This is a genomic window from Amycolatopsis silviterrae (assembly GCF_042684085.1).
Taxonomy (GTDB): Bacteria; Actinomycetota; Actinomycetes; order Mycobacteriales; family Pseudonocardiaceae; genus Amycolatopsis; species Amycolatopsis silviterrae.
Genome location: NZ_JBHUKS010000024.1, coordinates 1 through 18955 on the forward strand (window position 1 = coordinate 1; position 18955 = coordinate 18955).

Sequence of the window (18955 nt, forward strand, 5' to 3'; positions counted from 1 at the left end):
CCCCACCACAACACACAACAACACACCGCCGCTTGACAACCAAAACCCAGGGATGTCTTCACGGACATCGAGCGCCGGAGAGGCCCGCAGCAGGCCTGGTCACCTCGACCTCACCAACTGTCCGAAAAGTGCCTTCTTGGCACCAAGATCATCGCCGCTTACGGTTCCGGAAGCACCACCGCCAACCCCGCCGGGAGTCACCCGTGAACCACTTCGTCATCACCGGCGCCCGCGTCTTCGACAGCGAGAACTCGCTCGGCATCGTCGACGTCGAAGTCGCCGACGGCCGGATCGCGAGCGTCGGCGGCGACCGCCCCGCCGGAGCCGACCTGATCGACGGCACCGGCGCCACCCTGCTGCCCGGTCTCCTCGACGCGCACACGCACACCGACGCCGAGTCGCTCCGCCAGTCGCTGACCTTCGGAGTCACCACCGAATTCGACATGCTCTCCATGCCTGACCAGATGATTCCGCTGCGCCGCCGGACCGCCGCGGCGAATGACCTCGCCGACGTACGCTCCCCCTCCTTCGGGCTCACCCCCGCCGACGGGCACCCGCATCAGCTCCGGAAGGGCGAGGGCGACCCGCCGTGGCCGACCGCCACCCGCCCGGAGGACATCCCTGCCTTCGTCGAGGCCAGAATCGCCGAGGGTGCCGACTACCTCAAGGTCCTGGTCGAGGACGGCCAGCTGTTCGCCACGAACCTCCCGCGTCTCGCCCCCGAACTGGTCTCCGCGACCGTCCGGGAAAGCCACGCCCGCGGCAAAATGGTGCTGGCACACGCGATGACCGCCGAGACGGCCGAGCAAGTCGTCGACGCCGGCGTGGACGGGCTCACTCATCTCTTCTTCGATCAGCCGCACCGCACCGAACTGATCGAAAAGATCGCCGCCGCTGGCGTTTTCGTCGTCCCCACCTTGACCGTGATCGCGTCGATCACCGGCAACCCCGCCGGTCGCCGGCTCGCCGAGGACCCGCGCGTCCGTCCCAAACTGACCCCGGAATGGCTCGACAACCTTTCCGGCACGATCGCCACCAGCCCCCGCGCGCACTTCGACTACGCCTTGGAAACCCTGGCCGCACTGCACGAAGCCGGGGTCGACATCCTCGCCGGCACCGACGCCGCACACCTAGGCGCACCCGGAATGGCCCACGGCGCCAGCCTGCACGACGAACTGCGCCTCCTGACGACAGCAGGATTCACTCCGACGGAAGCTCTGCGAGCGGCTACATCCGTTCCCGCACAACGCTTCGGCCTCACCGACCGCGGCCGCATCAAGCCCGGCCTCCGCGCGGACCTCGTCCTCGTCACCGGCGACCCGACGGTCACCATCGGCGACACCCTCTCGGTCCAGCACGTGTGGCGCAACGGAACCTACTGCACGGCGGCGATCAGCGCCTCGAGCCCCGACGCCTGAGTCCGCCAATCCACCACGTTCGGCGCGCCGCCCGCCCACCGCTCGCCGATCCGGTTGAGCGGGTCACGGTCCCGCTGCCACAGCGAATCCGCCTGCTTCCGTGCGAACTCCCGGTACTTCCGCTCGCCGGTCGCCGCCGCGAGATCGCCGAAGTACCGCATGAAGATGCCTTTGAACTGCTTCTGATTATCGTCGCACGAACCGATATCACACGATTCTACCAGAATCCCGTCCGACGTGAGACCGGTCATCGCCGCGTCCGCCAGCCGGCGTGCAGTGTCCAAATAGGACTGATCGCCAGTCGCCCGCCACAACTCGGTGAAGCCGCCGATCGCCAGCCCTTGGTTGTATGTCCACACAGTCTGGCCGTTGTTCGCACATCCCGAGGTGAGACCGTCGTTCACCAGACCGGCAGAGTTGATCAATCCACTTCGTACATACCAATCCCCAGCTGCACGCGCGCGGGCCAGCCATTCCGTGTCACCCTCGATCCGTCCATGCAACGCAGCCGAAAGCCGCAAATACAACCCACTGGTGACCGCGTTCTTGTACGTCCTCTCGCGATCCCACCACACTCCCCCGCCGCAGGTGCCAGGATCCCAGAACCCGTGGACGTATTCGGCGATTTTCGTGGCCTCGGCGAGATACCGCGCGTCGTGCGTACGGTCGTATGCCGCGATCCACGCGAGCCCCCACCACGCACTGTCGTCGATCGCCCGGCTGATGAAGTCGCCGTCGATCGGATCCGAACTGCGCTCCCCAGCGGGAAACGCGACCCGGTTGACGTCGAACACCCGCGCCAGCACCGGATCCAGGCCGACCACCCCGGAATCCGCCAGCGCCGTCACTGCCACCGCCGAATTCCACCAACTCGACGGCCACCAGGCGCGGTAAACATCCTGCGACCACAGCAACGCGTCGGCCGCCGCAGCGATCCGCGAGTGCTGCGGACGCGCCCACGCCGTGCAAGCTCCCTCTTGGTGCGCCGCCTCCCGACCGCACGCCCGAACGGCCCCGCCATTCATCCGTCCGCGCGGATCCCTGGCAGCGAACGTCGCAGTCTGTGCCGCATCCGCACCGGCGGGGACCCTCGTACGGCCAAGCGACGACCCGTCCGGCCAGGTCGCCCCCGCGTCCCAGGACCGATCCAACCAGACCTCGTCCCCCGCGCCGCCGGAATCGATGCTGCCCCAGGCCATCCCCCGGTCGTCGAAGTGGAGCCGGACCGCCCGGCCGAAGATCGTCGCGAACGGCACCGGCTGACTGTCGCCGGGCCCCGGCACGTCACCGTCGCAAGCCGCATCGCACACGATCGGGTAGATCCAGGCGGTGCACGCGACAGCCTGCGCGTCGCCGCAAGCACGAAGCAGACCACGACGGTGGCCGACCGGGTCGGTGCGGTTGTACATGAGCGTGCGGGTGCCGGTCCAGGTGCCCGGGATGCTCGCTTTGCCGAGCAGTCCTTCCCAGGCGCCGCCGCCGTCCCAGGACCGGTCGAGCCACACGGAGTCGCCGGTGCGGCCGTTGTCGATGCTGGCCCAGGCCATCCCGTCCTGGCCGGAGACGTGCAGCCGCAGCACCCGGCCGTTGATCTCCTTGTCCGGCAAGGGAAAACTCTCCTGCGCGGCCCGCGAAGGATCAAGCCTGTCACACGAAAGCGCGCACACCCGCGGGGTCGCTCGCGGGACGGTCAAGGAGGCGAAAACAAGCAGCAGCACGAGCACGGTCCGCATGGACGCGTCCCCTCACCGGGTGGTTGTGGTGTCCAGAATAAGAACCCGCGCGGGACCCGGTGAAGCCCCGCGCGCGGTTCTGTCCCGTTCCGGACAGGCGGGTTAACCCGATCAGCCGCCGCTGCCCTGCCGCCGCCCGACCGAGCGGCCGATGAAGTAGCCGAGGATGAGCCCGACGATGAGGCCGATCGCGATGAAGAAAATGATCGTGGCGGCGGCGATCTTGCCGACCGTGCCGAGGAACCCCTTGGCCTCGAGATCGGCCGCGAGGGCCACGGACTGGGTCAATGCGTAGTGGGTCATGCTTCCCAGGATGGCACCGGCTGCGGGCGGGCGCGCGGACGACGCACGGGCGGGCCGGATGTCGTGCGCGGCTGTGCCGGTTCTGGCCGACCCCTGCGGACCGGCGCAGGCACCGGGAGGCCGCGCCGGGTCTGATGGCGATCGCCACGGACCTCGCAGATCAGGCCCCGGGGAGGTCGTGCGCGGCAACGCCGGTTCTAACCGGCATCGCCACGCACAAGCCCCAGCACTCCGCAGGCGACTCACGGCAGGCGCTGGCCTTCAGGCGTGGCAGTCGTGAGTGGCTATCCCGCTTCTAACCGCGATAGCCACTCACGACCCCCTCAGTCCCTGACCGGCTTGAGTACGAAGCCCTCGTCGTCGTCAGCCGGAGGCCGTCGGCGCGGGGCGGGCGGCTGGGCTCGGTCCGGCGTTCGCGGGGTGTCCTGTTTCGGGGCGGCGGGAGGTTCCGTCTCGGGGACGTCGCCCAGCTCCAGTGCGTCTTCGACTGCCGCCGCCACCGCTGGGACGCATCCCGCGCGGACGGCCCGCAGACCCTGGTGCAGCGCCTGCGTGCCAGCCTCGGTGCTGAGTCGCGAGATCTCCGCGGCCAGGGCGTCCGGGCCGAGTTCGAGGGCGGACTCGCCGATGTCCAGGTGAACGAGCATGCCGTGCACGTCCACCGTGACGGACAGTCCCTCGCCTCGGGCGGTCGCGCGGATTCCGGCCAAGCCCTCGGACAGGCCCAGTTGCTCCGGGATCTCCTCGGCGATCTCGATCAGCTCGTCGATCCCTCGCTCATCGCCAGGGCCGTCGCCCTCAATCTCGGGTTCGTCGCTCCCGGGCCGCCCGGCTGAATCCTCGACCGGTTCCTGCTCGCCACCGGAAACGGCAGAGCGGTTCTGGGCTACCGGTCCGGCAGCAGACCCGGCCGAACCCCCGGCCGCGTCCACGCCGCCGGACTGACCAGCCGCATCCGGCCCGCCCGCACCGCCAACCCAGCCACCATCCGTGCGGCGACCGGCAGCCTGAGCAGGCCCATCCGGCCCGCCCGCACCGCCAACCCAGCCACCATCCGTGCGGCGACCAGCGGCCTGACCGGGCCCAGCGTCCCCCCGGTGCACCTCCTCCATCACACCCTCCAGGTGTCCGGCGTGGTGTCCTCCGCGCGGTCCGCCAGGTCCTCCTCGCGGCCGAGGCCGAGGCTGCTCAGATCACCGTCGCTGAGCCCGTCCAGTCCGCCCAGCTCGGCCTCCAGCGCGCGGCGGGCGCGTTCGTTGGCCTCGGCGGCGGCCTCGCGTACTGCGCGCAGGATCGTGTCGGCCAGCCGGGGGCCGCCGCCGCGGAGGGATTCCGCGGTGAGTTCTAGAGTGCGCAGGGCGCCGCCGGGGGCGACCTCCACGGTTACCCCGGCAAGGCGTGCGGTGCCGGTGGTGGTCACTTCGGGTGCACTCCGCCGTAGAACTTGTGCAGGTCGCGCGGCAGCGTGTAGGTGAGGCGCTCGACCTGGTCGTTCGCGTTGCCCTCGATCGTGGTGATCTTGTTGCCCTCGACCTTTTCGATGATCCCGATGTGGTGGCTGTGCCCCCACGACGGACCGTCGCCGAAGAGGATGGTGTCGCCGGGGCGGGCGTTGTGCGCGAGTGCGCCGCGGTCGTAGGCCAGGTGGTGGCGCTGGCCCCACTTGTAGACGTCGCCGGTGAAGCCGTACTTCGGGATGTCCACCCCGGCCGAACGCCACATCGACGTCGCGAAGTACGCGCACCACGGCTGTCCGGTCGGGCCCCATTTGTTCCGGTTGTTCGGGCCCTCGTGGTAGCCGAGGTTGTGCCGTGCGTGGTCGAGGATCTTGCCGACCTTCTTGCTGTGGCTCGGATGCGTCGACCCGTGGTGCTGCTGGTGTTTCTTGTGCGCCTCGTGCTTTTTGTGCTGCTCGTGCTTGCGGTGGTCCCCTGCACGGCGCGTTCCGCCGGGGTCGGCGACGCCGTCGTGGTTCAGGTCCTTCTGCAGCGCGCGCAGTTTGCGTGCCGCCTCTTCCATTTCCGCGCGGGCGTTCTTCAGGTGCCCGCCGGATTCCTTGAGGTACTTGCCCGCCAGGTCGGCCACGTCGCCGATCGCCATCAGCAGTGCCGCCGGGCTTCCGTTGCGCGCCAGGACATAGCCGGCGTCGATGATCTTGCGTGCCTTCGCGACGAACTCGTCGATCAGCTTGCCGGTGGCCTGGTGCCGCCCGGCGAGCGCGTCGGTGACCTCGCTGACCACCTTCGCCCCGTGCGTGCTCGCCTGCGCGGTGACCTTGAGGTCGCGGCCGAACTTGCCGGTGTCGTGCTCGAACGCCGGGTTCGCCTTGCTGTGCCAGGTGTTCAGCAGCGCGTGCGCGGCTTTGCGCTGCACGTCGTACTGTTCGGTGATCTCGCGCGCGGCCTGCTGCAGCGCGTGCTGCGCGGCCTGCGAATCCGCGGCCTTGCCACGCAGCTTGCCGTGGTGCGTTTTCATCTCGTCCGCGAACAGTGTCGCGACCCCTGCGGTGTCCATCGTGGAATCCCCCTCAGCCCAGAATGCCCTTGATGTCGTGGTCGCTGATCGTCGCGCGGGCGTCCGCATCGGCTCCCGCGTACGCCTGCCGGGCCCGGAAGACCGAGGCGCTCAGCGTGCGCGCGTGCGCCCCGGTGGCCCGCACCTGCGATTCCAGCGAACGGCTGAAATCCCCCAGCGCGTCGGAAAACCCGGTTTCCTGGCCGACCTTCCCGAAGCTGTCCTTGGCGATCCCGGTGACCCGGTGCACCGTCTTCCGGCCGACCGACACCAGTTCGTTCGCGATGTGCTCGGTCTTGCGCTCGTAGGCGAGGAACTGTTCGAGGTCGGCTTTGAACCCGCCGTCCTTGCCCTTGCCGTGGTGCGGTTTCGCGGGTTTGTGCGGATGGTGCCCGCCCTTGCCGTGGTGGCGGGTGACGTCCTCGGCGGCCTTGCGCGCGGCGGCGAGATGGCTCTTGTACGCGCCGTTGGTGTAGGTCGACCACGGCTGGAAACTCTTGCCGTGCCCGGAAATCGCCCAGGCCGCCTTGGCGTTCTCGTCCGCGTTGAACAGTTCGTCGTTGGAGCGCAGGTGGAACTCGTGGCGGCGGGCCGGGCCCATCGAGCCGAGCATGTTGACCTGCCACAGCCCGTACGAGTTGTCCGGCGGGGTCCCGTTGTGCGCACGGGTGTTCCCGCCCGACTCCGCGAGGGCCACCGCGACCGCCGTGGTCAGCGCGTGGCCGCGGAACCCGGCCCGGTACGCGTGCTGGGCGATCTCCTCGGCCGACAACTTGCTCATGTCCTGTCCCCTCCAGCTCGGCGCTCCGCTGCTGCCCTAGGTGAGACGGAAGCCCTCGTCTTCTGGTTCCCTAGTCCCCCGAACGGACGACACTCCGCGGGCGAGTTCGTGCATCCGGTCGGCGAGCCACGCGTGATCCGCGGGCGCGACGGTGACCCACTGCGTGCCCGCGCTCTCCCGCACGACCGCGCCGTACCGGCCGGCTTCCGTGTCGTACCAAGCGACTACCGGCGAACGGCCGCCAGGGCCGTTGACCGCGAACTGTCCGTACGCGACCCGCGGGGTGGCGACGAGCGTCGAAATCGCGCGCAGGTCGCGTCCGGAGAGACCGGCCCGGCCGAGCGCCCGCTCGAACGCGGCGTGCCCGTTCTCCGCAAACGCTTGCATCGCCTCGGAAAACGCGCTGCGCGGCAGCCGCACCGGGTCGCCGGGCCCGGGGTCGGCGGCGCCCACGACACCGGCGGCGAGCTGCGGGATGTCGTCCGGGTAGCAGGGCCGCAGCGCGAGTTCGCCCGCGTCGAGCACGGCCAGCACGCCCAGTTTCCGCCCGGCCGCGGCCAGCGCGCGCAGCGGCGGATCCCGGAACACCAGCAGGTCGACCGAAAACTCCGGTTCGGCCAGCACCTCGAACACCTCGCGCAGGCGGGGATGCGGTTCGTCCTCGTCGTCGAGCAGCCCGGCCTCGGCGAGGCTTTCCGCGACCTTGGCGCCGAGCGCGTCGCGTTCGTCCATCGTCTGGCCGTGCGAGGGCACGTCCAGCGGATACGGCACGGGTCCGGTGCCGAAATCCGACCACAGCAGATCGAATTCCAGGTGCGAGAGCGCGAGCCCGTCGATCCCGGGAAGATGTCTGGCCATCAGCCCTCACTCGCCCAGCACGGGCGGGTACGCGTCGGGCAGGTCCTCGAGGAAGTCGAAAGAACTGCCCTTGGTGTAACGGTTCTGGTGGTCCTCCGCGCCTTCGCCGCCGCGCTGGCCCGCCATCGGCGGGAAGAATCCGCCGCCGGACATCGGCCCGCCGCCGCGCGCGGCCGCCGCCGCGCCAGCTGCCCCGGCCGCACCGCCAGCCGAACCGCCGCCCATCAGCCCGCCTGGCAACGCGCTTCCGCTGCCGCCGCCCGAACCGGACCCGAGCGCACCGCCCGCACCGCTGCCGAGCGAACCCGGCATTCCGGCCATTCCGCCCGAAGGGCCGCCCATTCCGGGCAGCTGCCCCGAGGCACCCGGGGCAGACGAGGCCGTGGTGACCGACGACTCGGCACCGCCAGAGCCCTCAGCCGAAGAGCCGCCCGAGCCGCGTGACCGGCCGTGCGGATCGACGTTCGTGGCCGCCGGCGCGTCGGTGAAGTGCGGCAGCTTGTCGTGCACGCCCTTGCTGGAGGTCTCATAGTCCTCCATCACGCGGACCGCCTCGGCCTTGGCCGCCGACGCCTTGCGCTTGGCGGGCAAATGGTCGTCGAGCAACTGGTCGACCATCACCGCGCCGCTGGGACCGCTGGCCGCGTTGAGGTCGTAGCCGTCGCGGAACTGGTTTTCCGCCGCGTAGAACACCGGTTCCGGCATCTTGTGCTTCGCCGTCTCGACCGCGCTCGTGTAGTGGTCGAGCTTGTCCCCGACGGCCTGCATCGTCTCGCTCGCGCCGGCTCCCCAGGAAGTCAGCTTCGAGGCCGACTGCGCCGCAGTCCCGGCCGCGCCGCCGCGCCAGGACAGCAGCAGCTTCTGCACGGTCTTGTGCACTGCGGCGGTCGACGAGTCGACGTCGTAAGCGAGCTTGCCCCACTGGTGCGCCGACGCGCCCATTTCGACGGGGTCCGCGGTCATGATCATGTCGTACAGCGTGGTGTGCGCCCAGGCGTTCCAGTTGATCTTGCCGAACGACGCGTCCTTCATATTCGCGCGCTGGGCCAGCTTGGTGCGCCGCAGGATCCGGCGCTGCGCGGCGGTGGGCTTGTGGTCCTCGCTCCACAGCCGGTGCTTGCGGTGCTTCTCGTACGGCAGTTTCTCGTAGCCGTGCGTGCGGCTCATGCCGTTCCCCCGTCCTCGGCCCGGCGGTGCAGTGCGTCCAGCGATTCCTTGGCGTCGCTTTCCTGCTGGACGTGCCCCGCGCTCGCCCGCCGGATCGCCTCGCGCAAGGCGGACAGCTCGTCGAGGTACTGCTGCAGGATCGCCTGCGCGCCGCCGTCGGCGGACCCGCGCACGCCGAACGCCTTCCGCAGGTGCGCGGCGACCGGGCTGGTGCCGTCCTTGAGCGGATGCGCGAGCTGTTTGGCCTGTTCGAGGCAGGCGGTCAACTCCTGCTGGCGTTTCTCCAGCTCCGCGTCGGCCGCCGCGATCTCGGCCGGGTCCAGCTCGATGACGCCGGTGTCGGCGACGATCTCGGCGTTGCCCGCGCCGGACGGTCCCGGCACGGAATCCGACGTTTCCGGCCGCCCCGACCGATGCGTCTCTTTTGCCTGTTTCTTGTGCAGCGCACGGACGTCTGACCAGTCCGAAACCCGGTGCGAACTCACCCCAGTCCACCTCCCGCCAGGCGTCCTCATCGGACGCGCGCACCAGTATGTCAGCCGTCCCGGCCCAGGGCATCCGGTCCGGCGAAGTCGGCGATGGGACGGTCCCGGCGCGGCCGCGGTTCCGGGAGTCACCCGGACGGCGGCGGGTGCGCGGCCCGGACGAGCAACTCGGCCACCGCGCGGGTCGCCGCCTCGACGTCCTCTCCGAGGTCCGCGGGCAGCGCGCGCTGCAGCCACAGCGTCGCGAACCCGTGCACGAGCGACCACGCCGCCGCGCCGGCCACCACCGGGTCGACGCTGCCGTCCCGGAAGCCGGCGATCGCCCAGTCCAGCGCCTGGTCGCTGCGCCGTTGCGCGGCCCGCAGGTCCGGGTCCTCCGGCCGGAGCAGTTCGGGCCGGAACATCACCTCGAAGTGCGCCCGGCGCTCGACGGCGAATGACACGTACGCGACCCCGGCCTCCAGCAGGTCCGCCGACGGCGGCAGTTCCTCGAGCGCGTCCGCGAGCAGGTCGAATCCCTGCGCGGCCACCGCGGTGAGCAGGCCGGTCCGGTCGCCGAAATGGTGTGCGGGCGCGGCGTGCGAGACGCCGACCCGGCGGGCCAGATCGCGCAGGTTGACCGCGGGCGGACCGGATTCGCGGAGCACCTCGACCGCCGCGGCCAGTACCGCCCGCCGGAGGTCGCCATGGTGGTAACGCCGGGCCATGGCATCGAGTATGCCCACTTGTCAGTGCCTAGATTCCGGCCTTGGATTCCGGCCGCGCCCGGCCGCCGGGCCGGTTCACACGGTCGCCACCCCGCTGACCGGCGAGCCCACCGCCCCCGGCAGGCGGAGCGGGGGCGCGGTCAGCAGGAACCGGGTCCGCCCGTGCTCCCGCAACCACTGGTTGAGGTCGTTCAGGTACCACAGCTCGCCGAGCGGAATCCCTTGCTTGAAAAGGCAATGCGCGTGGAGCGGGAGCACGTTGCCCGATGCCTGCCCCGGGTCGAGGCTGAACGATTCGACCGCGTGGTTGTCAGCGGCAATCGCGGAAACGCCGCTGTCGGTTATCCACTGAAGCAGGCGGTCGTCACGGGAATCGAGCACGGCGCAGCTCGTGGCCATGAGCTCCTGGGTCAGGTTCTCCCCGGCCTCGAGCATGATCTTCGTCAGACCGGTGTGCAGGCAGAGAATGTCGCCGGGCTCGACCGTGACGTCTTGCTGCTCCATGATCTCGACCAACTGCTCGTAGCCCACCTCGACCCGGTCATGGCCGACCGCGCGGGCCAGGTCGACCATCACGCCACGGCCTTGCACCGACGTCTGCGCGATGGTCTCGATGCCGAGGGCGTCAGCGTGGGGCGGAACCGAACCCGACGGATCGCCGAGGATGTCGACATCGGCCCGGAAGCCGTTGTAGTAACAGACGACGGGCTCGCCCGTGCCGTCGAGATCGAACAGGGAACCGCTGTGGGCGAAGGAATCCCACTGCGTCGAGTACTGCAGGTAGAGCACCGCGTAGTCGTCGCAGACGACGTCCGGGAAACCGGGCAGGACCTGCTGGTTGTGCCCGAGGGGAGTGCTGGAAAGCTGCGGCGGCTTCCGGGGCCCGGCGGCGTATTCGCCTTTCGGGAAATCCAGCGGAATGCTCAGCGGGAAAGCGATTCCTTCGCGGACTTCCGCGACGGCGGCGAGGCGGCGTTCGGCCGTGATCAGGTTGAGCCTGCCGATCTGGTCGTCGTCGCCGAAGTCGCCCCAATTCGAGCCTTCGGGTCGCCGCGTCCAGCGTTTCATGGGGTTCCTCCGGAATCGGTCTGGTGATCACCAGCCTGCAAGGTCCGGTATCGGTTGTAAAGAAGGCACCGATTGGATATATAGGTACCCGATGGATACCTGCCCGCCCCTCCCCGCCTTCCGCGCGGACTGCCCGTCCCGCGTCGTGGTCGACGTTCTCGCCAACAAGTGGGTGCTCTACGTACTGGCGCTCCTGCAGAAGTCCGGCAACCCCTTGCGCTTCAACGAATTGCGGCACTTGGTCGACGGAGTGACCCAGAAGTCGCTGACCAAGACGTTGCGCACGCTCGAGCGCAACGGCCTCGTCGACCGCCGCGTCTACGCGGCCGTTCCGCCGCGCGTCGAATACCGGCTCACCGATCTCGGGCGCGAGGCCGCGCCCCTGCTCGCCGCGATCGACTCCTGGGCGGCACAGAACACCCCGGCGATAGTCGAGGCGCGCGCATCCTTCGACACCGCTTCCGGCCGCGCCTGAGCTTGGGTAAGAGGCGGTGACCGTCACCGATCCGGGCGCGAAGCCGCGCTGAAATCCTGGGCGATCCCAGCCGCGAAGGGCACGGTGCCTGCTAGCTCGCCGGCTTCGCGGACGCCTGCGGTGCGCGCTGGCGGGTGAACATCGCTGCCCCCTTGTCCGAGACGAATTGTCGGCAGCCCGCGTCACCGGCCTTGAGCCGCCCTTGGGCCGCTCAGCGGACGAACTCGAAGATCTGCTTCTGGATCCCGTTCGAGTAGCTCTCGCTCTCGACCAGCTTCAGCGGCTGCTTCTCCTTGTCCGTCTCGCTGAACAGCCGCTTGCCCGCGCCGAGGAGGACCGGGAAGACCAGCAGGTGCAGCCGGTCGACCAGGCCCGCGTCGGTGAGGTCGCGGATCAGGGCGGCGCTGCCGTGGACGCTGATCGGGCCGCCTTCGGTCTCCTTCAGCGCGGCGACGTCCTCGAGCGAGCGGAGGATGGTCGTTTCGCCCCAATTGGTGACGAGGTCTTCCTCGCGCAGCGTGGTCGACACGACGTACTTCGGCATCGCGTTGTAGCGCGGGAATTCCTCGGTCATGTCCGGCCACACCGGAGAGAACGCCTGGTAGCTGACCCGGCCGAGCAGCAGCGCGGTCGCTTCCTCCTGCTCCGCCCCCTTCAGCGCGTAGGCGGCCGGGTCGAACTCGATGTCCTTGAACGTCCAGCCGGCATTCCGGTAGCCGTCCTCGCCGCCGGGGGCTTCGACGACGCCGTCGAGGGACACGAACGCGGTGGCGATGAGGGTGCGCATGGGATCAGCTCCTGGTTCGGGTTGGTGCCTGTTCACCTACGCGTCGAACGGCCGCCTGCCGATCAGACACGCCCCGAAGGTGACGCCGATCACACTGAAGTGTGCCAAGCGTCGTACCCGTAAATCGCGTCCGCCGCAGCCGAACTCGTCCCGCTCTGTTTGAGCCAGCTGTTGTTCCGCGAAGCCAGCTGCACCTCGCGCGTCCGGTCCAGCCGGGCCGCCTGGTAGGCCTTCAGCGCGACCTCCGTATTGGGATACGCCGCCAGCGCCCGTGCCAGCACCACGCTGTCCTCGATGGCCATTCCCGCGCCCTGTGCCATGAACGGCATCATCGGGTGGCACGCGTCGCCCAGCAGGGTTACCGGGCCGGACGTCCAGGTCGGCAGCGGATCGCGGACGTAAAGCGCCGACTTCAGCACCGAATCGCACGCCGCCAGCAGTGCGCGGGCTTCGGGGTGGAAGCCGTGGTATGCCTCGCGCAGTTCGGCCACGTCGCCCGGCGTCGTCCAGGATTCGTGCCGCCACTGGCTTTGCCGGGTCGTGGCGAAGACGAACACGTCCGCGCCGCGGTTGAGCGGGAACGTCACCAGCTGCGTGTCCGGATCCGGGCCCCACCACTTGGTGAAGCAGTCCAGGTTCGGGACGTCCACCGCGCCCGCGGGCAGCACCGCGCGGTACGCGACGACGCCGGTGAACTCCGGGTGTTCCGCGCCGAACAAAGCGGTGCGGACGGCGGAGTGGATGCCGTCGGCGCCGATCACCACCTCCGCGGAAGCGGTAGTATCACCGAAGTCCAGCGTGATACGATCCGATGTGGACAGTCCGGTCAGCTTGTGTCCCAAGTGGACTACGCCGTCGGGAAGCGCGCGTTCCAACGCGGACAGCAGGTCCGCGCGGTGCATCGTGAGCTGCGGCGATCCGTAGCGGCGTTCGGCCTCGTCGCCCATCGGCAGCCGCGACGTCTCCTCGCCGGTGTTCCAGGTGCGGCTGATCCGGTACTTCGGCCGTGCCGCGGTTTCGCGCAGTTCGTCCCCGATGCCGAGGCCGTCGAGGGCGCGGACGGCGTTGGGCGTGAGGTTGATGTCCGCGCCGACGCGGCCGAATCCGCCCGCCTGTTCGTGCACGACCGGCGAGAATCCGGCCTTCCGCAGGGCGACCGCGGCGGCCAGTCCGCCGATCCCGCCGCCGACGATTCCGATTTCCGGCACAGCGAAAGCTCCTTCAGACAGTTTCTTCAGACACTGAGGTCGAGCAGATCGTGGCCCACGACGACCGGGCCGGAGTAGTGCGGGCGGACCCGCCGGAGCCAGCCCTCGTCGTCAAGGCGGGCTGGGTCGGCCGGGCCGAGGTGCGACAGCGCGACCCGCCGGGCTCCGGCCGCCGCGGCGACCCGGCCGACGTCCGCGGGCGACGTGTGCGAGGCGGTGAGGAAGTCCAGCAGTTGCGGCGAATAGCCGATGCTGCGGTAAAAATCGGGCTCCATCGCTTCGTGCACCAGCAGGTCCGCGCCTGCGGCCAGCTCGCCGACGGCGTCGCTGCGGGCGGTGTCGCCGGAGAACGCGACCACGCCGTGCTCGGTCTCGAACCGGTAGCCCAACGCCAGCCGCAGCGGCGGATGCGGGACCGCCCGGGCCGTCACGCGCACCCGATCGTCTTCGTGCACAACGGTTTCCCCGGTCACCGTGACGTCGGCAGCGCGGATCAGGCTGGCCAGCGGCGGCCGGTCGCTGGTCCGCTGCCGCACCGCGACGTCCTGCCCGAACGCGGCGAGACTGCCCGCCACCAGACCCTCCGTGCCCGCGGCGGGCGGGCCGGGGTCTGTCGGGTCCGGGCCGGGGCCGTAGACCCGCACCGGGTCGACGACGCCCTGGTTGGCCGGTCCCCAGCCGAGCAGGAAGAGCGTGAACAGCTCGGCGACGTGGTCGGAATGCAGGTGCGTCACGAACACCGCGGCCAGATCGCGCAGCGACAGCCCTGCGGAGACGTACTTGCCGAGCGTCCCGTAGCCCGCGTCGACCAGGTAGACGCGCCCGCCGACCACCACCGCGTTCGCGCAGCCCTGCCTGCCCGGCGCCGGGTACGGCCCGGCCGCCGTGCCAAGCAGGACCACGCGCAGCGCGTCCGTCACGGCGAAACCTCTTCGAGCGTGCGGCCCTTGGTCTCCTCCGCGAAGAACCCGGCGACCAGCGCGCCGACCAGGCAGATCCCGCCGAGCACCAGGAACACCGACGCGAGCCCGCTGCCGCCGGCGTACAGCGCGCCGACCAGGATCGGGCCGAGGATCAGGCCGAACCGGTTCATCACGCCGCCGAGGCTGACGCCCAGCGCACGGCTGCGCGTCGGGTACAGCTCCGGCGTGTACAGGTACAGGCAGACGTTCACCGCGAAGTTGAACATCGCCGCGAGCGACGACCACACCAGCAGCTGCACCGGAGTCCCGGCGCCGAGCGCGCCCAGCACGATCAGCATCGCGGTGGTCCCGCCCAGGCCCGCGGCCAGCACGACCCGGCGGCCCAGTTTGTCCACCACCAGCGCGGCGATCAGGCAGCCGACGAGACCGGCCACCGAGGTGGCGGTGCTGTACCAGAGCGCCTGGCCGATCGAGAGGTGGAACGAGCCCTTGTACAGCGTCGGCAGCCACGAGGTGATGCCGTAGTTGGCGAGATAGCCGACGAACCAGATCGTCCACACCATCAAGGTGCGCCGCCGGTAGCGACCGGCGAACAGGTCGCGGAACGAACTCCGCTTCGCGGGCACGGCTGCCGGCGCCGCGGTGGCCTCGGCAGGCGGAGGCAGCGGGTGGCCGACGGACGCCTCGACGCGGCGTTCGATCAGCGCCATTGTCTGTTCGGCCTTCTCGGTGTGCCCGTGCGCGGCGAGCCAGCGCGGCGATTCCGGGATCCGCAGCTGCAGCAGCACCGCGGCGAGGCCGGGGATCGCGGCCAGCGCGAACAGCGGACGCCAGCCCCAGTGCGGGATGACCCAGGCCGCGACCAGCGCGCCGACCGCGAGCCCGGCCGGGAAGACGATCTCGTACATCAGCACGAAGCGGCCGCGGCGGCGGGCCCGGCTGATCTCCGCGATGTACGCGGCGGCGGTCGGCACTTCGCCGCCGATCGCGAGCCCTTGCACGAACCGGAGAATCAGGAAGGGCAGCAGTGCGGTGCACAGCGTCATCGCCAGGCTGCACAACGCCGTGACGGCGACGCACAGCGTGATCACCTTGACGCGGCCGATCCGGTCGGCCGCCCAGCCGGACGCCAGGGCGCCGAGCAGCATGCCGATCGAGCCGACGGTCAGCGTCGCGGTGCCCGACGCGGTCGTCAGGTGCCATTCGCGGCTGATGACCGGCAGCGTGTAGGCAATCAGCAGCTGGTCGAACGCCTCGAAGAACGTGACGATGCCGATGATCAGGCGAATCGACACCTGCCATCGCGACATCGGGAGCCGTTCCAGCCGGGCGGCGATGTCCCGCTGGGTCACCTCGGGGGTGGCGGCGATACTCATGGGCCCTCCTCGGAGCCGGAGCGTGCAGTCGATCGTAGGTTGTTTCAAGCGCAATGCCGCGAACTCTCGGCTAGCTGTCCGTGAGGGGAACCCTGATTGCCTCTGCGTCCCTCAGGGTTCCCTTCACGGACCTGTAGGCAGGAGTTCAGGCGGGCAGCCCGGCGTCCAGGAACCGGACCAGGTCGTCCGCGGCGGACGGTCCGGCGGGCAGCACGAGCCGATCGGGCGCATGCGGGTCGAATCCGGGCGTACCGGGCCAGGGTGGCGGCTCGGGCCCGATGGCGGCGGCGAGGTGCGCGGCGGCCAGTTCCGCGAGGTGCGCGGCGGCGCCGAACCCGGCGACGGCCACGCGGTGGCGCGGCAGTCCCAGGCGGGTGCCGAGGTAGTCGAAAGCGCCGGCGAGGTCGGCTTCGAGGTCGGACAGCTCCAGCGCGGCGAACGCATTGCCGGCTTTGTCCGGGCCGAAGGTGTGGCCGCCGGTCTCGTAGTAGAACAGCGGCGCGACGGTCAGATAACCGCAGCTCGCGAGCGTACGGCAGCAGTTTTCGACGGGTTCGTCGAGCCCGGCCGCGCCGTGCAGCACGAGCACCGCGCCGCGCACCCGGCCGGGCGGATGCCGCACCAGCAGCGGCGCGGACGTCCGCACCACCCGGCGGCGGCGGTTCGCGGGTCCGTGCCCGTGATGGTGGCTTTCGGCAGCTTCGATGATGCCTCCCACGGCTCAGCTCTCCGGGACCGGGACCGGCGGCACGAACGGCCGCGGCGTCGCGGGCAGGGCGGTCACGTCCACCTCGATCACGAACGGCCCTTGCTGGGCCACCGCTTTCGCCAGCGCGTCGGCGAACTGGCCCGGCTTCGACACCAGCGCGTGCGGCAGGTCCAGCGACTGCGCGAGCCGGGCGAAATCCGGCGTGTACAGGTCGACGCCGGCGCGCTGGCCGCGGTGGTGGTCCTGCATGTTGCGCAGCACGCCGTAGCCGCCGTCGTTGAACACGACCAGCGCGAGCCACGGCCGTTCCTGCGCCAGCGTGCACAGCTCGCCGAGGTGCACCGCGAGGCCGCCGTCGCCGACCATCACCAGGGTCGGCGCGTCCGGCGTCGCGAGCGCGGCTCCGATGCCGGTGGCGAGGCCCTGCCCGATGCCGCCGCCGACCGGGAACACGTTGGTGCGCGGGTCGTGGATGTCCAGCAGGCGGTTGCCCCACTGGCTGGACGGGACGGTCACGTCGCGCGCGATCACCGACTCGGCCGGCAGCCCTTCGCGCAGCGCGGCGCAGATCTCCGCGTACGGGCCGATCGCCTCGTTCAGCTTGTCCCGCACGGCTTTCCGGGTCTCGACGACACGCTCGCGCCAGCCCTGATCGGTCGCGGGTTCCACAGTGGACAGACCGGTGAGCACCGTCGCCGCGTCGCCGCACACCCCGACGGTGGCCGGGTAGACGCGGCCCAGTGCCTCGGCGTCGACGTCGATCTGCAAGTGCCGCTCGGGCAGCGCCAGGTGGTAGTGCTTGGTTTCGTTCGAGCGGAAGTGGGTGCCGATCGAGACGAGCAGGTCGGCGTCGGAGAGCAGCTGGGCCGCCGACTCGTGCGCGGCGAAGTTCCCGACGACCAGCTCGTGGTCCTCGGCCACCGTGCCCCGGCCGGAGTTGCTGGTGAACACCGCCGCGCCGAACCGTTCCGCGAGCGCGCGGACCTCGTCGCGGGCGCCGGTCGCGCCTCCGCCTAGCCAGAACACCGGACGGCGGGCACCCGCGAGCAGTTCGGCGGCTTCCGCGATCGCGTCGGCAGCGGGCGGCGGAACCGGCGTCGGTTCAAGGCTGCCCGGACGGAATGCGTGCCGGGAGTACTGCAGGTCGATCGGCCATTCGACGCTGGCCGGACCGCTCGGCACCGACAGCGCGTGCCGGATCGCCGCGCGCAGGGTGTCCTCGGCGGTCTCCACCGACGTGATCGTGGCCGCGTGCTTGGAGATCGCGGTCAGCATGCCGAGCTGGTCCCGCGTCTCGTGGATGACGCCGCGGCCGCTGCCGAGGAATTCGGAGTCGATCTGGCCGGTCACGTGGAGCACGCGGCTGCCCGCCGTGAGCGCCTCCACCAGCGAACCCGCCGCGTTGCCCGCACCGGTGCCGGTGCTGGTGATCGCGACGCCGAGGCCGCCGCTGGCCCGGGCGTACCCGTCGGCGGCGTTCACCGCGGCCGCCTCGTGCCGCACCGGCACGAAGTGCAGATGCTGCGAAACCGCTTCCACCAGCGGGAGATTGTGCACACTCACCACGCCGAAGGCGGTGTCCACTCCGGCTTCGGACAGCAGGCGGACGAGCAGCTCGCCTCCGTGACCGTGATTCATGGGTCCGTCCCTTCTAGACATAGCGGGCGATGCCGCCGCCGACGTCGATCGTCGCGCCGGTCACGTAGGAGGCACGCGGCGAAAGCAGCGTGACAATGGGGAAAGCGACCTCTTCGGCGGTACCGAGCCTGCCCAGCGGGATCCCGCGGTCGGCGGCCAGCTCCGCCGACCAGTCCACAAAGGACAACTCGCTGCCGGAAGCCTCGTACCGGCGCCGCCACTGCCCGGTGTCGACCAGGCCGAGGCACACCGAGTTGACCCGCACGCCGTCTCCGGCCAGTTCGGTCGCCAACGTGGTGGAGAGATTGAGCAACGCCGCCCGCGCCGCCGACGTGGCCGCCAACCGGGGCTCGGGCTGCCGGGCGAGGATCGCGTTCACGTTCACCACGGCCGGAGCCGAAGCCGCGCGCAGCCACGGCAGCGCGGCCCGGACGACGTGCAGCACCGAGAAGATCTTGAGCTGCAGCTCTTCCCGCCACTGGTCGTCGGTGGTCTCGGCGAGCCGCGCCATCAGCGACCGGCCCGCGTTGTTCACGACCCCGGCCAGCCCGCCCAGCTCGCGGGCGGCACCGGCGACGAACGTTTCCACCTGCTGTTCGTCGAGCACGTCGCACGACGCGGTGTACAGCCGGGCTCCGTCGGCGCGGGGCAGGTCGGCGAGGGCTTTCTCCAGCCGGACGCCGTCGCGCGCGCAGGCGGCGACGTGCGCTCCCTCGGCCAGCAGCGCGGCCGCGGTCGCGAGCCCGACGCCGGAGCTGGCCCCGGTCACGAGCACCGCCCGGCCCTTCAATCCCAAGTCCACGGG

General features: G+C 70.5%; 20 protein-coding genes. 2 read left to right on the plus strand and 18 right to left on the minus strand.

What is annotated here, in order from left to right; all coding sequences use genetic code 11:
• Positions 1–203: 203 nt before the first annotated feature.
• Complete coding sequence (locus tag ACFSVL_RS30265) at positions 204–1418, plus strand: amidohydrolase family protein (RefSeq protein ID WP_378308972.1); 1215 nt, start codon at positions 204–206, stop codon at positions 1416–1418.
• Here ACFSVL_RS30265 and ACFSVL_RS30270 read toward each other — a convergent pair.
• The 11 genes from ACFSVL_RS30270 to ACFSVL_RS30320 all read right to left on the minus strand — a co-directional run bounded on the left by ACFSVL_RS30270 (position 1376) and on the right by ACFSVL_RS30320 (position 11034).
• Entirely contained in the window at positions 1376–3151 is a 1776-nt protein-coding gene (locus ACFSVL_RS30270; protein ID WP_378308973.1) for a glycoside hydrolase family 76 protein, read from the minus strand. The two genes, ACFSVL_RS30265 and ACFSVL_RS30270, sit on opposite strands and share 43 nt — an antisense overlap.
• Before the next feature lie 111 nt (positions 3152–3262).
• The gene (locus tag ACFSVL_RS30275) at positions 3263–3454 is read right to left on the minus strand and encodes a hypothetical protein (RefSeq protein WP_378308974.1); all 192 of its coding nucleotides are present in this window, start codon (positions 3452–3454) and stop codon (positions 3263–3265) included.
• 323 nt (positions 3455–3777) lie between these two features.
• Positions 3778–4386, minus strand: a complete 609-nt coding sequence (locus ACFSVL_RS30280) for a hypothetical protein (RefSeq protein ID WP_378308975.1) — start codon at positions 4384–4386, stop codon at positions 3778–3780.
• Between the two features lie 179 nt (positions 4387–4565).
• Positions 4566–4874, minus strand: a complete 309-nt coding sequence (locus ACFSVL_RS30285) for a YbaB/EbfC family nucleoid-associated protein (RefSeq protein ID WP_378308976.1) — start codon at positions 4872–4874, stop codon at positions 4566–4568.
• Positions 4871–5968, minus strand: a complete 1098-nt coding sequence (locus tag ACFSVL_RS30290; RefSeq protein ID WP_378308977.1) for a CHAP domain-containing protein — start codon at positions 5966–5968, stop codon at positions 4871–4873. Before ACFSVL_RS30290 ends, ACFSVL_RS30285 begins: the two co-directional genes overlap by 4 nt.
• Positions 5969–5981: 13 nt before the next feature.
• The gene (locus tag ACFSVL_RS30295; RefSeq protein WP_378308978.1) at positions 5982–6749 is read right to left on the minus strand and encodes a transglycosylase SLT domain-containing protein; all 768 of its coding nucleotides are present in this window, start codon (positions 6747–6749) and stop codon (positions 5982–5984) included.
• Positions 6750–6785: 36 nt separating this feature from the next.
• Positions 6786–7607, minus strand: coding sequence for an ESX secretion-associated protein EspG (locus ACFSVL_RS30300; protein WP_378308979.1), 822 nt, complete (start codon positions 7605–7607; stop codon positions 6786–6788).
• Between the two features lie 6 nt (positions 7608–7613).
• Positions 7614–8774, minus strand: coding sequence for a WXG100 family type VII secretion target (locus tag ACFSVL_RS30305; RefSeq protein WP_378308980.1), 1161 nt, complete (start codon positions 8772–8774; stop codon positions 7614–7616).
• Positions 8771–9259, minus strand: a complete 489-nt coding sequence (locus ACFSVL_RS30310) for a hypothetical protein (protein ID WP_378308981.1) — start codon at positions 9257–9259, stop codon at positions 8771–8773. The genes ACFSVL_RS30305 and ACFSVL_RS30310 overlap by 4 nt, the downstream gene beginning before the upstream one ends.
• A gap of 128 nt (positions 9260–9387) precedes the next feature.
• Positions 9388–9966, minus strand: coding sequence for a TetR/AcrR family transcriptional regulator (locus tag ACFSVL_RS30315; protein ID WP_378308982.1), 579 nt, complete (start codon positions 9964–9966; stop codon positions 9388–9390).
• Between the two features lie 75 nt (positions 9967–10041).
• A complete protein-coding gene (locus tag ACFSVL_RS30320; RefSeq protein ID WP_378308983.1) occupies positions 10042–11034 on the minus strand; it encodes a cyclase family protein in 993 nt (330 codons plus the stop codon).
• A 91-nt stretch (positions 11035–11125) separates the two neighbouring features.
• On the opposite strand from ACFSVL_RS30320, the gene ACFSVL_RS30325 reads away from it, so the two are divergent.
• Positions 11126–11509 (plus strand): winged helix-turn-helix transcriptional regulator, encoded by a 384-nt coding sequence (locus ACFSVL_RS30325; protein WP_378308984.1) that lies wholly within the window; start codon positions 11126–11128, stop codon positions 11507–11509.
• A 211-nt stretch (positions 11510–11720) separates the two neighbouring features.
• On the opposite strand, the gene ACFSVL_RS30330 is transcribed toward ACFSVL_RS30325, so the two are convergent.
• The 7 genes from ACFSVL_RS30330 to ACFSVL_RS30360 form a co-directional block, all read right to left on the minus strand.
• Complete coding sequence (locus tag ACFSVL_RS30330) at positions 11721–12296, minus strand: dihydrofolate reductase family protein (RefSeq protein WP_378308985.1); 576 nt, start codon at positions 12294–12296, stop codon at positions 11721–11723.
• An 89-nt stretch (positions 12297–12385) separates the two neighbouring features.
• The gene (locus ACFSVL_RS30335) at positions 12386–13504 is read right to left on the minus strand and encodes an FAD-dependent monooxygenase (RefSeq protein ID WP_378308986.1); all 1119 of its coding nucleotides are present in this window, start codon (positions 13502–13504) and stop codon (positions 12386–12388) included.
• Positions 13505–13530: 26 nt separating this feature from the next.
• Complete coding sequence (locus tag ACFSVL_RS30340; RefSeq protein ID WP_378308987.1) at positions 13531–14424, minus strand: MBL fold metallo-hydrolase; 894 nt, start codon at positions 14422–14424, stop codon at positions 13531–13533.
• Positions 14421–15803: an MFS transporter gene (locus ACFSVL_RS30345; RefSeq protein WP_378308988.1), complete on the minus strand. Its 1383-nt coding sequence runs from the start codon at positions 15801–15803 to the stop codon at positions 14421–14423. The genes ACFSVL_RS30340 and ACFSVL_RS30345 overlap by 4 nt, the downstream gene beginning before the upstream one ends.
• A gap of 145 nt (positions 15804–15948) precedes the next feature.
• A complete protein-coding gene (locus tag ACFSVL_RS30350) occupies positions 15949–16521 on the minus strand; it encodes a dienelactone hydrolase family protein (RefSeq protein ID WP_378308989.1) in 573 nt (190 codons plus the stop codon).
• Positions 16522–16524: 3 nt separating this feature from the next.
• Positions 16525–18150 carry a thiamine pyrophosphate-binding protein gene (locus ACFSVL_RS30355; RefSeq protein ID WP_378308990.1) on the minus strand — a complete coding sequence of 542 codons (1626 nt, stop codon included), beginning with the start codon at positions 18148–18150 and terminating at the stop codon, positions 16525–16527.
• Positions 18151–18163: 13 nt separating this feature from the next.
• Complete coding sequence (locus ACFSVL_RS30360; protein ID WP_378308991.1) at positions 18164–18952, minus strand: SDR family oxidoreductase; 789 nt, start codon at positions 18950–18952, stop codon at positions 18164–18166.
• Positions 18953–18955: the final 3 nt, after the last annotated feature.